The following is a 14,316-nucleotide window of genomic DNA, read 5'->3' as shown; positions in this document are numbered from 1 at the left end:
CTCTCTTAGATGGTCATGGGTCCACCGGAGCGGAGATGCGGGTGAGCGCCGCCGACACCCGCCTCGCCACGGCGACCCTGCGCACGGCGACCGGACGTGAGGCCACCCGCTGGGTCGCGGCGCACTTCCGCGACGTGCCATGGCTGGCGGTCGCCACCGTGCTCACCACGGTGGCCGGGGCGGCGCTCGCGGTGCTGCCGGTGCTCCTGCTCGGCCGGGTGGTCGACGGGGTGATCGACGGCGAACCGCCATCGATCCTGGTCACGATCGGCGCGCTGATGGTGGCCGCCGCTCTTGTCGGCGTCGCGGCCACCGGGGCGTCGACGTACCTGATCGGACGGCTGGGCTCGGAGATGCTCGCGCGGCTGCGGGAGGACGCCGTCCGGGCGGTGCTGGGAATGCCGAGCGCGCGGATCGAGCAGGTCGGCCGGGGGGACGTGCTGTCCAGGGTCGGCGACGATGTGGCCGTGCTGTCCAAGGGCATCCGCACGGCCATCCCCACGGTGTTCTCGGCGGGAGTGCTGGTCGTCATCGCCACGGCCGGCATGTTCGGGCTCGACTGGCGACTCGGTTTGGCAGGTGCGGGCGCGCTGCCCGCGTACGCGCTGGCCCTGCGCTGGTATCTCCCCCGGTCCGCCCCGCTCTACCAGAAACAGCGGGCGGCCCAGGCCGACCGCGCGCAGGCGTTGATCAGCGGTCTGAACGGGATCGACACAGTCCGGGCGTACCGCCTTGAGCACGCCTTCCGCGAGCAGGTCAGCAGTGAGTCGTGGCGGGTGCGCGAGCTCGGCATCGAGGTGTTCCGGTTGTTCGGCCGGTTCGTCGGCAGAGAGAACCGTGCCGAGTTCATCGGGCTGGTCCTGATCATTGTGGTGGGGTACGTACTGCTGGAGGCCGATGCCGCCAGCCTGGGTGAAGTGGCGGCGGCCCCGCTGCTTTTCCACCGGCTGTTCAACCCGCTGGGCGCCATCATGTTCACCTTCGACGAGGCGCAGAAGTCCGGGGCGAGCCTGACCCGGCTGGTCGGGGTGCTGGGCGAGGCCGCGCACGACCGGCTGGTGGGCAGTGCCGCCGCCGTGTCCGCGGACCTCACGCCGTACCCGGTGACGGTCGAGGGACTGACGTTCAGCTACCCCGATTCCGAGGAGCCGGTCCTGCGGGACGTCGACCTGGTGATCCCGGCCGGTGGTTCGCTCGCGCTGGTGGGCGCGACCGGTGCGGGCAAGACCACCCTGGCCGCGCTGATCGCGGGCATCGGCACCCCGCAGGCCGGGTCGGTGCGCATCGGGCCGACCGACCTCGCGGGCCTGGACGAGGCCGGGGCGCGAGCCTTGGTGAGCATCCTGACGCAGGAGACGCACGTGTTCTCCGGTCCGCTCGCCGACGACCTGCGGCTGGCCGCGCTGGACGCGACCGACGCCGAACTGATGGACGCGCTGCGCACGGTCGGCGCCGACGGGTGGGTCGACGCGCTGCCCGACGGGCTGAACACCCTGGTCGGCGAGGGCGGCGAGCGCCTGGACGTCACCAAGGTCGCCCAGATCGCCCTGGCCCGGCTGGTGCTGGGCCGGTCGCCGGTGGTGGTGCTGGACGAGTCGACCGCGGAGGCGGGCAGCGAGGGCGCCGCCGAGCTGGAGCGGGCCGTGCTGGCCGCGTGCCGGGGCCGCACCACGTTGTTCGTGGCGCACCGGCTGACGCAGGCGATGGCGGCGGACCGGATCGCCGTGCTGGACGCGGGATGCGTGGTGGAGCAGGGAACTCACGAGGAGTTGGTGGCACTGGGCGGACGGTACGCGCGACTGTGGCAGGCCTGGCGAGCGGGGAGTTAGGTCGACCGGATGCCCGCCACCTCGATGACGACTCCTGACGCGCAGCGGCCTCGCACGGGGTCCGGCATTCTCCGGACCGCACTGCGGCGCAACATCGGCGCCATGACCTGGGGCACCGTCCTCCTGGGCTCCTACCAGGCGGGCGAGACCGCCTTCCCCATCGCGCTCGGCCTGATCGTCGAACACACCATGCGGGAGCGAAGCCTCGGCTCGCTCGCCCTGTCGATCGCCGCGTTGGCTGTGATCATCACCACCGTGTCGCTGTCGTGGCGATTCGGGATGCGCATCCTGCAGAAGGCCAACACGACCGAGGCGCACCGCTGGCGGGTCGAGGTCGCGGCCTGCGGACTCCAGCCCGTGGCCAGAGACGTCGATCTCAAGTCCGGCGAGGTGCTGACCATCGCCACCGAGGACGCCGACCAGACGGCCGACATCATCGAGGTGGTGCCGCTGCTGATCAGCTCACTGGTCGCGGTGCTGATCACGGCCGTGACGCTGGGCATGGCCAGCATCTGGCTCGGCCTGCTGGTGATCGTGGGGACCGTCGCGATCCTCTCGATCCTGAGCCTGATGTCCAAGCGGATCGGCGTCAGCACCCGCGAACAACAGGCCCGGGTGGCGCGGGCGGGCGCGAAGGTCGCCGACCTGATCACCGGCCTGCGCCCGCTGCACGGCTTCGGCGGCAACGACGCGGCGTTCCTGTCCTACCGGAAGGTCAGCACGGAGGCGAAGCACCAGGCGGTCACCGTCGCCAGGGTGAACGGCGCGTACGCGGGCGCCGCTCTGGGCTTCAACGCGATCCTCGCCACCGCCGTGACCCTGATGGCGGGGTGGCTCGCGTTCCAGGGCCAGATCACCATCGGGCAGCTCGTCATGGCCGTGGGGCTGGCGCAGTTCATCATGGAACCGCTCAAGCTGTTCTCAGAGATGCCGAAGTACGTGATGATCGCGCGCGCGTCGGCGGAGCGGATGGCCCTGGTGCTGGCCGCGCCGCCGGTGATGACCCCGGGGCGGGACCGCCCGTCCGCGGGCGGAGACCTCGAGGTCGACTGCGTCCGATACGGGTCCCTGCGCAAGCTGAAGTTCCAGGTGTCCGCCGGCGAGCTCGTGGCGATCGCCGCCTACCAGCCGCGCGCGGCAGCCGACCTGGCATCGGTCCTGGCCATGAACGTCCCGCCCGGCGCGTATGAGGGCGTGGTGCGGGTCAGCGGGCAGGAAACGGCGGACCTGTCGATCGAGGCGGTCCGCGAGCACATACTCGTGAACCCGTACGACGGGGAGATCTTCGCGGGCTCCCTCCGCACGAATATCGACCCATCAGGCACCAGCAGGATGGTCCCCGAGGCCGTCGAGGCGTCGATGCTGACCGACGTCGTCGCCCTCCACCGCGAAGGACTCGACCACGGCGTCCGCGACCGCGGCGCGAATCTTTCCGGCGGGCAGCGCCAACGACTGTCTCTGGCCCGAGCCCTCGCCGCCGACACCGACGTCCTCGTCCTGCACGACCCGACGACCGCGGTGGACGCGGTCACCGAGCAGCTCATCGCGCGCAACATCGCCGAGCTGCGGCGGGGCCGCACCACCATCGTGATCACCAGCAGCCCGGCCTTCCTGGACGCCGCCGACCGGGTCCTCGTCCTGGACGACGGCGTCATCACCGCGGAGGACACGCACCGGAACCTGCTCGCCACCGATGAGGACTACCGTCTGGCCGTCGCCCGGTGACCGACCTTTTCAAGCCTTTTGGGAAACCCCCCGGGTTGGGCGCCGCACTGCGTGCCTACGGCCCGCTCGACTCGCCGTAGGCGCGCGTCGGACGGGGCGGCCTGCCATGAGGCTCGCACGGAAATGCGAGTCGCAGAGACGCGGACACCCGTCGGGACACTCGCACCGCGGAGGACTGGATGCGGCTCGCCGCCGGGCAGCGCCGCCGGCAGCACGCCGAACGGCCGCCTAATCCGCCTTCACAGAGCAGATCGCCGATCCGATCACGGACGTGACCGCGTCCGGGTGCGAGACCAGGGTGAGGTGGGACCCGCCCGCGAACTTGGTGACCTTGGAGCCAGCACGCCGTGCCATCGACAGTTGTGACGCCGGCGTGATGATCCGGTCGCCGGTGCTGACGAAGTACCAGGATGGGATCTTCTTCCACGCCGCGGCTCGTGACGGGGTCTGGAACGCGCTGGTCGAGGCGGCCCTCTGCGAGGCCCACAGGCGTATGGCGGTGTCCCGCGGCAGGTCCGAGGCGAACGAGCCGACGAAGACGTCCTGCTTGAGGTACAGGTCGCTCGCGCCCTGGGGCGCGTTCGAGTAGGACGCCTTGTCGTACAGGGAGCCCGGGTCACCGTTGAGCACGGAGCCGGATCCGCTGAGCTGGGCGGTGGTCTCCCCCGTGTCCGGTACCGCCGCGTCGACGTACACCAGGGCCTTGACGTTCGGGGCGTTCGCGGCGGCGTTCGTGATGACCGAGCCGCCGTAGGAGTGCCCCACCAGGACGATGGCGACGGTGGCGGCGTCGTCGTCGAGGTTGCGCAGCGGGTTCGCGATGGCGCGCGCGGTGTAACCGGCCCGGCGCAAGGCGTCCACTTCTCCGTTCCAGCTCGAGGTGTCGGCCCATGCTCCGTGGACGAGGACGACCGTCGGTTTGGTCGTGCCCGATGACGGACAGGGCAGCTGTCTGCTCGCCCGGGCCGTGGTGGGCTGCGTCGCGACCGCCACGGTCAGCGTGGTCAGGAACACGATCGTCTTTCCGGGACGTGTACGGCACCGCCGCGTCCAGTCCCGAGCGCCTCTCGCCGCGGATGCCATCGCTCGCCCCCCGTCGCGCGCTGACCAGGGCCTTCTCCTACCTCAGAAGCAGCACCTCTAACTCAAGGGAGGACCACCGTCGACGGGGTGGCCGCGGGCTCCCCCAACGGCATGCCCCGCCACCGCGCCATCCAGTCGGCCACGGTGGTGACGTCCGCCTGCTGGGGGAACACCTTCTCCACGAGCACACGGTGCACCTCCGGGTCGGAGTCGAGACAGCCGTCGGACAGGACGGTGAGCCGGAAATCCAGGTCGGCTGCCTGGCGCAGGGTGGACAGCACGACACCGCTGGTCGCGATGCCCGTGAGGACAAGGTGATCGATGTCACCGGCCCGCAGGACCATCTCGAGGTCGCTACCCACGAAGGCGCTGATGCGTCGCTTCGTGACGATGATGTCGCCGGGTTCCGGTGCCACGTCTCGATGAACCTGGGTGGCCTGGTCGCTTCCGGCCACGTCGAAGCAGGCCGCCGCACCCTGGGACTCCGCGCGCCACGCCGCCCCGTCGGCGACGCGCCTCACCAGCCGGCAGCGACGGCCTGATCCGCGCCGAGGCTGCAGAACCCGGAGCTCGGCGCCCAGCACACGTTCCCTCGAGGGGCAGCAGGATGACGGTTCATCGTTTCGGCATATTCGGGGCATCAATGCGATCGGCCGGCAAGATGAGCAGAACGAGCCCGACGACCATGACCCAGGCGGGGAAGACGATCTCCGACCAGGCCATGCGGCTGACGATCAGCATCTGCACCAGCCCGACGACGTAGCCGGCCACGACCAGCCAGCGGGGGAACAGACCGAGACGGGCCACGATGGTTGTGGCGGTCAGCGTGAACACGCCCGCCATGCGCGGTGCGTACTCGGTGAGCAGGGTGATCGTGAGATGACGCCCATAGTGCAGCAGCTCGGCCGGCGGGATCGACCCCTTCATCGCATCGATCGTGACCACGAAGGCGCTCGCCGTCGCGCCGAAGACGAAGAGCATCGCCACGTACAGCAGGCCAGCGCCGAGGAACACCGTCGCGAAGAACCTGTCCTCCCGCGCGCCGATCGAGTCGCGTAGCGCGCCCATGAACCACAGGAAGAAGACCCCTCCGAACGGCAGGAGGATCAGGGCCTGCCGCAGGGCGTCGCGACTGGCGACGTCGGCGAGATAGGCGGTCACCTCGAGCGGGCGCTCGGGTATCGCCCTGCGTACCAGGATCATGGCGCCGCCCAGCAGCAGGGCGGACAGAATCCCTGCGGCTCCCGCGGCGCGCGGCGTCCGCAGCGCCTTCGCCGGCGGTTCGGCACTGTCCTGCATGAGGTCCCTGTTCCCGCCGAGACGCCGGATATCCCGCTGGCAGATCTTGCCACCGCCTCCGACCAGACCCTCTAGGCTGATCCCCTCACTTGTGGTCTCTGAGCCTTCTTACTCGGCCGCGCCATTTCTCGGTGCTGCACGAACGTGCGCGCGTTCGCCTTGTTTCCCGATGAGACTCAAGTACTCGACGGGACCGGCGCTGGTGGCCCCGAACCAGTGCGGGGTGCGCGTGTCGAACTCCGCGGCCTCCCCGGGCTTGAGGATGAGGTCGTGTTCCCCGAGGACAAGGCGGAGCGTTCCATTGAGGACATAGACCCAGTCGTAGCCCTCGTGGGTGCGCAGGTCGGGTTCGGCGTCGTCGCTTCCTGTCGGAAGGACGAACTTGTAGGCCTGGATTCCTCCGGGCCTACGGGTCAGCGGCAGGATGACCGAGCCGTCGCCGCAGGGGATGGGACGCAGATTGATGCGGGGGTCGCCGGTTGGCGGCGCATCGACGAGCTCGTCGAGTGTGATCCCGTAGGCGCGGGCAAGCGGAAGCAGCTGCTCGAGCGTGGGACGTCGCAGCCCCGCCTCGAGCCGGGACAAGGTGCTGGTGGAGATGCCGGTCTCCGCCGCGAGGTCGGCGAGCGTGACCTCGCGATGCAGCCGAAGGCGTTTCAACCTCGACCCGACAGCGTCAAGGGTGCGGTCGATGGTTTCATCCACCCACCCATTTTGCCATTCGGCAACAACGTTTGCGTATCAGCCTCCTCCGTCTGCACCATGACGATCGAACCGAAGAACGCACCCGCAGAGGGGTGCACGAGACGAGGACGACCTATGACGCACGGGTTCGACAAGGACTTCTGGGAGCGGCACTGGCAACAAGGGCGAGCTGGGGGCCCCGGATCCATGGGCGGCAACCCGCCGAACCCGTACCTCGCTCAGGAGACCAGCGGCCTGACACCGGGCACGGCACTGGATGCCGGGTGCGGCGCCGGGGCCGAGGCGATCTGGCTCGCCTCCCACGGCTGGCACGTCACCGCAGCCGACATCTCGTCCGGGGCCCTTGCTCGCGCTGCCGAGCGCGCGGCGACGAGCGAAGCCCCCGAGCGCTTGCAGTGGGTTGAGGCGGATCTGAGCGTCTGGAACCCGGACGCGCAGTTCGACCTGGTCATGACCCATTACGCCCACCCAGCGATGCCCCAACTGGAGTTCTACGACCGCATCGCGGGATGGGTGGCTTCCGGCGGCACGCTGCTCATCGTGGGGCACCTGCACACCCCGGACTCCACCGGCCACGGGCACCACCCTCCTGCCGAAGCCTCGGCCACCTCCGCGGCCATCACCGCGCGCATGGACGGCATGGAGTGGGAGATCGTCACCGCCGAAGAGCACCTCCGCACGCTCACCGGCAGCGGGGGCCGAGAGGTCCCCCTCCACGATGTCGTCGTGCGCGCCACCCGACGCCGGTAGTCCCGCCATCCGACAGCGCCAGGGCCCGCTGCTCAGACGCCGATTCCCCTTGCCTTCTCGAAAGGAATGTCATGAGTACGAACCGGTCCTCAGACGCGGGAGCCCCCGACCCGACCATCCGCGACCCACGACAACGACGTACGATCTTGGTCGGGGTCTGCATCGCGCTCATGGCGGTCATCGCTTCGGCGTCCGGGTTGAACGTCGCCCAGCCGGGGCTGACCGTCGCTTTCGACGCCTCGCAAACCGAGGTCTTGTGGTTCATCTGATTTGTGGCGCGGAGACCCGTTCCTTCAGGGCCGGGAGGAAGCCCCTCCTTTCGAAAACAGTATGGAAAATATTGGTCACAGCCAGTAATATCTGCGGTGCGTGAGGGGCTCGTGACAGGAGGTGCGCGATGGCGATCCGCCGCTCCGCCGCCAAACGGCAGGGCCTGCCCTCGGTGGTACAGCTGCGGCTTGCGCCCACTCTGACCCAGGCCGAGGCTCTGACGGCGGCGGTGCAGGTGTGCAACGAGGCGGCGAGTTTCGTCTCCCGGCTGGCGTGGCAGCAGCGCACCTTCGCCGTGGTGGAGCTGCACCGGCTGGCCTACTATCCGGTGCGCGCCCAGGTCGCCGGGCTTGCCGCGCAGGCGGCCGTGCGGGCGATTGCCCGGGTGGCCGGCGCGTACGCCAACCGGCGTGCCACCAAGAAACGGGCTCATGTGTTCCGCCCGCACGGCGCGGTCCCCTACGACGCGCGGCTGATGAGCTGGAACCGGGACGCCCGCACCGTGTCGCTATGGACCCCCACCGGCCGCGTCACCGTGCCCTACATCGGGCGGCCGGACGATTTGAAGGCCATCGACACGCTCCCGCTCGGCGAGGCCGACCTGATCTACCGGCGCGGCGTGTGGCTGCTGCAGGTCGCCGTCACCCTGCCCAAACCCGAAGTCCGCGAGCCGGTCAACGGCTTCCTCGGGGTGGACCAAGGGCTGGCGAACCTGGCCGTCACCAACGACGGCGCGGTGCTGCCCGGCCCCGCCCTGCCCGGCCCGATCCACGGCAACGGGCACGTGCGCAGCCTGCGGGAGCGCAGGTACCGGCAACGCCGCCGCTTGCAGAAGAAGGGCACTCCTGCGGCGCGGCGGGTGCTGCGCCGCCTGTCCGGGCGTGAGCACCGGATGATGACCGACGTCAACCACCAGATCTCCAAGTTCGTGGTGCGCGAAGCCGAACGCACCGGCCGCGGCATCGCCCTGGAGGATCTCCAGGGCATCCGTGGCCGGGTAAGGGCTCACCGGCTCCAGCGGCGCACCCTGCACGGCTGGGCGTTCGCCCAGATGATCGAGTTCACCCGCTACAAGGCCGCGCGGGCCGGGGTCGCCTTCCTGCTGGTCGACCCCGCCTACACCTCGCAGGCCTGCCCCGACTGCGCGTGCGTCTCCAGAGCGAACCGGCCCGCCCGGGGCCGGTTCGTCTGCACCGGCTGTGGCCTCGCTGGGCACGCCGACCACATCGCGGCCTGCAACATCGCCGTACGCGGCGTTGCGGGCTGGGCTGCTGTCAACCAGCCGCACGCTACCGGCCTCCCTTCAGCCAGACGGGACCGTGAGAGCAAACCACCGGCTTCAGCCGGTGGTAGTTGACCAACATCTACACCATCGCTCTGGCCGCGTTGCTGCTGCCGCTCGGCGAGATGGGGGACCGGTGGGGCCGCAGGCCGGTGCTGCTCGCAGGCCTGCTCGTCTTCGGAACAGCGAGTGCGGCGGCCGGCCTTGCCACGTCGTCGGAGATCATGCTCGCTGCGCGTTTCCTGAGCGGCGTAGGCGCAGCGATGATCATGCCGGTCACCCTTGCCGTCATCACCTCGACCTTCCCGGACGAGGAGCGTTCCAAGGCGATCGGCGTGTGGACCGGCGTCGCCGGCGGTGGAGGCATCCTGGGGATGTACCTGTCAGCCGTCCTGGTCGACCTGGCGAGCTGGCGGTGGCTCTTCGTCCTGCCGATCGTGCTCGTCGTCGTCGCTACCGTCATGGCGCTGCGATCCATCCCGAACTCGCGTGAGCCGTCAGGGCACGGGTTCGACACCGTCGGTTCGTTGTCGTCCGTGGTCGCGGTGGTCGGGCTCGTCTTCTTCCTCCAGGAGGGCCCCGAACGGGGCTGGACCGCGCCCACGACGCTCCTGAGCCTCCTCGTCGGCGTCATCGCCGCTGTCGGATTCGTGGCATGGGAGCTGCGCCGACAGGCTCCGCTCCTCGACGTCCGCCTGTTCCGCGAACGAGGTCTCGCGAGCGGTTCCGTGTCGCTCTTGACGGTCTTCGGCGTGCAGGCGGGGATCTTCGTGGTCCTCTTCCCGTACTTTCAGGCGGTGCTCGGCTGGTCCGGCCTTCGCTCCACCCTGGCGCTCATGCCGATGGCGCTGCTGATGATGATGGCCTCCGGCCTTGCCCCGAAGGCAGCCGCGCGCATCGGCGGCCGCTCGACGATGACCTCAGGGATCTTCCTGGGCGGCGCGGGGCTGGTCCTCATGGCCACCTTCGTGTCCGTCGACGGCGGCTACCTCTCGATCCTCCCCGGCATGCTCGCCATGGGACTCGGTATGGGGTTGACGATGACGCCCTCCACCGAGGCCATCACCACCGCCATGCCGCGCGAGCGTCAAGGTGTCGCGTCCGCGCTCAACGACGTCACCCGGGAGTTCGGCACCGCGCTCGGTGTCGCACTGCTCGGAGCGGTCCTCACCGCCGGCTACCGCGGCGCCATCGCCTCCCGGCTCGACGGAGTGCCGGGCGACGCCGCCGACACCGCCCGCGAGGGCGTCGCCAACGCCCTCGCGGCCGCCGACAGGGTCGGCGGCCAAGCGCCGGCGCTGATCCGAGCCGCCCAAGAGTCCTTCGTCGACGGCTGGCAGCAGGCCATGTGGGCAGGCGCAGTAGTCATGGCGGTCCTGTTCGTCTACGTACTCGCGCGAGGTCCGCAGCAACGGGCTTCCCAGGGCTCCGGCAGCAGCTGCCGTGAAGCCAACGATGTAGTCGCCGATGAGAACGTCGCATATCCAGATGTGAACCGCTACCGGACTGGGCAGGTGTCCTGACGACCGGCCTTGAGTCCAGCCCTTTGGACGGCTCTTAGGCGTATCACGAAGCCCTCTGACGCAATCGCCAGGAGGTCAAAGATCGGCGAGGAAGTCCCGGGCGATCGCCCAGGCGCGCTCGGCGGCCTCGGCGTTGTAATCGGGCAGATCAGGGTCGGTGAACAGGTGGCCAACGCCTGGATAGCGGAAGACCTCCACGTCGGCCCGAGCCCGGCGCATCCTGAGGTACCAGGCGTTCAGCCAGTCGACGGGTTCGTAGGTGTCGGGATCGGCGACGTGGAGCTGGACAGGCAGGTCGTCGGCTGAGACACCGTCGGCCAGGTCGGACGTGCCGTGCATCAGCAGCAGCCCGCGGGATCGCTCGTCGGCCAGAGCGAGGTTCTGCGCGAGCGCCGCGCCCAGCGAGAAACCCGCGTACACCACCCCGCCGTCACCGGACAGCGGGGCGGCCGCGGCCACGGCCCGCTTCAGCAGCTCATCCCGGCCGATCTCCTCCTTGATCGCGATGCCTTGCTCGGGCGTGTCGACGACCCGGCCGCCGTACAGATCGGGGACGTGCACGTCATGCCCGGCCGCCCGCAACCTGTCAGCGGCCTGGTGAACAGCAGGCCGCAAGCCATACATCGAGTGCAGAAGAAGGATCCGCGCCATACGCGCAGCTTAGCCACCCCGGGGCGGCGCCCCGATCTCACTGACGCGGCAGCTCAGCGAAAGACCCCGCTGTAGGCGTTGAGGGCGGGCTGACCGCCGAGGTGGACGTACAGGACATTGGCGTCCTTGGGGATCTCGCCGCGGCGAACGAGGTCGATGAGCCCGGCCATCGACTTGCCTTCGTAAACCGGGTCGATGATCATTCCTTCGAGTCGTCCGGTGAGCCTGATGGCGTCGAGGGTGGACTGCACGGGGATCCCATAGGTGTCGCCGGCCCAGCCTTCCAGCACCGTGATCTCTTCCTCGCGCAGGTCCCGGCCCAAGCCGATGAGTTCGGCCGTGGCCCGGGCGATCTTGTCCACTTGGGCACGCGTCTCGGCGAGCTTGGCGGAGGCGTCGATGCCCAGCACGCGTCGCGGACGATCCTGGCCCGCGAAGCCGGCGATCATGCCCGCCTGGGTGCTCCCGGTGACGCTGCACACCACGATGGTGTCGAAGAAGACACCCAGCTCGTGTTCCTGCCGCTGCACTTCGTAGGCCCAGTTGGCGAAGCCGAGACCGCCCAGCGGGTGGTCGGACGCTCCAGCGGGGATCGCGTACGGGCGGCCGCCGCCTGCCACGACCCCCTCCAGGGCTTCGCGCCAGCTGTCCTTGAGACCGATCCCGAAATCGGCCTCGACCAGGCGGACGTCGGCGCCCATGATGCGCGACAGCAGGATGTTGCCGACCTTGTCGTTGACCGCGTCCGGCCAGTCCACCCAGCTCTCCTGCACGAGTACGGCCTTCAGCCCGAGTCTGGCGGCGACCGCGGCCACCTGCCGGGTGTGGTTGGACTGCACTCCCCCAATGCTGACCAGCGTGTCCGCGCCCTGGGCGAGAGCGTCGGGGATCAGGTATTCCAGCTTCCGGGTCTTGTTTCCGCCGAACGCCAGCCCGCTGTTGCAGTCCTCACGCTTGGCCCAGACGCGGGCTCCGCCGAGGTAGTCGCTGAGCCGGTCGAGGGGGTGGACGGGGCTGGGACCGAAGAGCAGCGGATAGCGCTCGAAGTCGTCGATGGACACGTACGGCTCCTTAGGGTTGAGGCTTGTTCTCAGCAGGAGCAGGCATGGCCTCGAGGAGTGGGGCCAGGGTCTGCCAGTTGGCGCGCACGGCGAGTGCCGCTCCCTCCACGTCTCCGGCCGCGCACAACGCGATGATGCGTTCGTGCTGCGCGACCGATCCTCGGCCGCTCAGGGAGGAGAATCGCATCCGCTCCACGCGCCGCAGCACCGGCGTGAACTGGTCGAGGACGGTGCGTATCGCCTGATTGGCGGATGCGATCACTGGGATGTCGTGGAAGGCGTCGTCCGCGGCGAGCGCCGCGTCGACGTCGTCGCGACGTAGGGCGTCGGCGAAACGCGCGTTGGCCTCGCGCATGGCGTCCAGTTCGCCGGCGGACAGATTCGGCAGCGCCTCCCGGACGGCGAGCTCGTGCATGGCGGCCGTCACCGACTGGGCGGCACGCACGGCCCGGACGTCCACTGTGCTGACGATGGTGTATCGACCGGGTTTGGTCCGCACCAGCCCGGCCTGCTCCAGACGTGTCAGCGCCTCCCGGACGGGTGTGCGGCTCACGCCCAGCCACTGCGCCAGATCGCCGTCGTTGAGACGCTCGCCCGGGGTGAGTGTGCCGTCGACGATCGCGTCTCGGATCGCGCGATAGGCGTTCTCCCGGAGAAGTGGCCTGGCGACAACTCCTCGGCTCTGCGGAACTGGCATGCAATATATTGCATGCCACATGTTGCGGGAGGTCAAGCCCCATAGCGGAATTGAGTACCTCGTTGAGGTCGCCGCCCACGGCACGCCGCATTCGGGATCTCCGGTTGGTGGAGACCGGTGGTTTCGATCAAGAGCGCCTCAAGGGGGCCTCACGCTGGGAAACGCCGTGGTAGTGCGGCAGATCGAGCGGCGGCACCGGGAAGCCACCCTTCGCCGGCTCGTTGGACAGTTCCTCGAACTCGGCTTCGACCTGGGCCTTCCTGGCTTCCTTGCGCCGCTGGTTGACGGTGTCGAACCGCATCCAGATGGCCAGCGCCCCGACCACGATGATCCCGGTGACCGCGATACTGATCATCCGGGAGTCCACGTTGATCACCACGCTGCGCACACCGGCGACCAGCAGGATCCACGCCAGGTTGACCGGGATCAGCACCTTCCAGCCCAGCGACATGAGCTGGTCGTACCGCACCCGCGGCAGCGACGCCCGCACCCACACGATGAAGCTGAAGGTCAGCACGAACTTGATGAAGAACCACAACACCGGCCACCAGCCCGTGTTCGCGCCCTCCCACAGCGAGATCGGGAACGGCGCCCGCCACCCGCCGAGGAACAGCGTCACCGCGATGCCGGAGGCGGTGAACGTGTGCAGGTATTCACCCATCATGATCAGGGCGAACTTCAGCGACGAGGAGTATTCGGTCTGGAACCCGCCGACCAGCTCACCCTCACCCTCGGGCAGGTCGAACGGAATGCGGGCGGCCTCACCGAACATGCAGACCACGTAGATCAGGAACGACGGGAGCAGCAGGAACACATACCAGGTCTGCTCCTGCGCCGCCACGATCTCCGACGTCGACAGCGTCCCGGCGAACAGGAACACCGCCACGAACGACAGACCCATCGCGATCTCGTACGACACCACCTGCGCCGCCGACCGCAACCCGCCCAGCAGCGCGTACGGCGAGCGCGACGACCACCCGGCCAGCACCACCCCGTAGACCGACACCGCGCCCATGGCCAGCATGAACAGCACCGCCACCGGCAGGTCGACCAGCTGCAGCGGCGTCTGCACGCCGAACAGGTTGACCATCGGCCCGAACGGCACGATCGAGAAGGCCAGGAACGCCGGCACCACCATGATGATCGGCGCCAGCAGATAGAGCACCCGGTCCACCGTGCGCGGGAAGAGGTCCTCCTTCAGCCCCATCTTGATCGCGTCGGCAACCGACTGCAGCAGACCGAACTTACCGGCCCGGTTGGGGCCGTAGCGGTTCTGCATCCGCGAGATCAGCTTCCGCTCGAACCAGACCCCGAAGACGACGCCCAGCATCAGAAAGAGGAACAGCATCACCGCTTTGACGATGTGGACCCACAGCGGATAGGCCTTGTCGAAGTCGGCAAGGGTGGGATCGGCCGCGAGAACGCCTGTCATGACGTGGTT

The 14,316-nt window shown here is 69.1% G+C and carries 14 protein-coding genes; 6 read left to right on the top strand and 8 right to left on the bottom strand.

Translation table 11 applies throughout. From position 1 onward, the window contains the following. The first annotated feature begins 41 nt into the window (after positions 1-41). Positions 42-1,829 (top strand): ABC transporter ATP-binding protein, encoded by a 1,788-nt coding sequence (locus OHA25_RS24535; protein WP_327589843.1) that lies wholly within the window; start codon positions 42-44, stop codon positions 1,827-1,829. A 102-nt stretch (positions 1,830-1,931) separates the two neighbouring features. Beyond that, the gene (locus OHA25_RS24530; protein ID WP_327589842.1) at positions 1,932-3,554 is read left to right on the top strand and encodes an ABC transporter ATP-binding protein; all 1,623 of its coding nucleotides are present in this window, start codon (positions 1,932-1,934) and stop codon (positions 3,552-3,554) included. Positions 3,555-3,782: 228 nt separating this feature from the next. Here the strand turns inward: OHA25_RS24530 and OHA25_RS24525 are convergent, their stop codons facing one another. The 4 genes from OHA25_RS24525 to OHA25_RS24510 form a co-directional block, all read right to left on the bottom strand. Continuing rightward, a complete protein-coding gene (locus OHA25_RS24525; RefSeq protein ID WP_327589841.1) occupies positions 3,783-4,568 on the bottom strand; it encodes an alpha/beta hydrolase in 786 nt (261 codons plus the stop codon). A gap of 131 nt (positions 4,569-4,699) precedes the next feature. Then, a complete protein-coding gene (locus OHA25_RS24520) occupies positions 4,700-5,158 on the bottom strand; it encodes a cysteine hydrolase family protein (RefSeq protein WP_327589840.1) in 459 nt (152 codons plus the stop codon). A 94-nt stretch (positions 5,159-5,252) separates the two neighbouring features. Next, a complete protein-coding gene (locus tag OHA25_RS24515) occupies positions 5,253-5,936 on the bottom strand; it encodes a hypothetical protein (RefSeq protein ID WP_327589839.1) in 684 nt (227 codons plus the stop codon). Between the two features lie 108 nt (positions 5,937-6,044). Next, on the bottom strand, positions 6,045-6,641 hold the full coding sequence (locus OHA25_RS24510; RefSeq protein ID WP_327589838.1) for a helix-turn-helix domain-containing protein: 597 nt from the start codon (positions 6,639-6,641) through the stop codon (positions 6,045-6,047). A gap of 114 nt (positions 6,642-6,755) precedes the next feature. Here OHA25_RS24510 and OHA25_RS24505 point away from each other — a divergent pair, with 114 nt between their 5' ends. From OHA25_RS24505 to OHA25_RS24490, 4 genes are all read left to right on the top strand, one after another. Further along, complete coding sequence (locus OHA25_RS24505) at positions 6,756-7,391, top strand: class I SAM-dependent methyltransferase (protein WP_327589837.1); 636 nt, start codon at positions 6,756-6,758, stop codon at positions 7,389-7,391. 71 nt (positions 7,392-7,462) lie between these two features. Continuing rightward, on the top strand, positions 7,463-7,660 hold the full coding sequence (locus OHA25_RS24500; RefSeq protein WP_327589836.1) for a hypothetical protein: 198 nt from the start codon (positions 7,463-7,465) through the stop codon (positions 7,658-7,660). Between the two features lie 128 nt (positions 7,661-7,788). After that, positions 7,789-9,018, top strand: a complete 1,230-nt coding sequence (locus OHA25_RS24495) for an RNA-guided endonuclease InsQ/TnpB family protein (RefSeq protein WP_327589835.1) — start codon at positions 7,789-7,791, stop codon at positions 9,016-9,018. Further along, positions 9,015-10,466, top strand: coding sequence for an MFS transporter (locus tag OHA25_RS24490; protein ID WP_327589834.1), 1,452 nt, complete (start codon positions 9,015-9,017; stop codon positions 10,464-10,466). Before OHA25_RS24495 ends, OHA25_RS24490 begins: the two co-directional genes overlap by 4 nt. A 75-nt stretch (positions 10,467-10,541) precedes the next feature. On the opposite strand, the gene OHA25_RS24485 is transcribed toward OHA25_RS24490, so the two are convergent. The 4 genes from OHA25_RS24485 to nuoH form a co-directional block, all read right to left on the bottom strand. Beyond that, positions 10,542-11,117, bottom strand: coding sequence for a dienelactone hydrolase family protein (locus tag OHA25_RS24485; protein ID WP_327589833.1), 576 nt, complete (start codon positions 11,115-11,117; stop codon positions 10,542-10,544). Between the two features lie 53 nt (positions 11,118-11,170). Continuing rightward, positions 11,171-12,178, bottom strand: coding sequence for a 1-aminocyclopropane-1-carboxylate deaminase (locus tag OHA25_RS24480; RefSeq protein ID WP_327589832.1), 1,008 nt, complete (start codon positions 12,176-12,178; stop codon positions 11,171-11,173). A gap of 10 nt (positions 12,179-12,188) precedes the next feature. Next, positions 12,189-12,875 (bottom strand): GntR family transcriptional regulator, encoded by a 687-nt coding sequence (locus tag OHA25_RS24475; protein ID WP_327589831.1) that lies wholly within the window; start codon positions 12,873-12,875, stop codon positions 12,189-12,191. A 127-nt stretch (positions 12,876-13,002) separates the two neighbouring features. After that, complete coding sequence (nuoH, locus tag OHA25_RS24470) at positions 13,003-14,307, bottom strand: NADH-quinone oxidoreductase subunit NuoH (protein ID WP_327589830.1); 1,305 nt, start codon at positions 14,305-14,307, stop codon at positions 13,003-13,005. Positions 14,308-14,316 lie beyond the last annotated feature (9 nt).

This window comes from Nonomuraea sp. NBC_00507 (assembly GCF_036013525.1).
Taxonomy (GTDB): Bacteria; Actinomycetota; Actinomycetes; order Streptosporangiales; family Streptosporangiaceae; genus Nonomuraea.
This window is presented reverse-complemented; position numbering and strand designations above follow the sequence as displayed.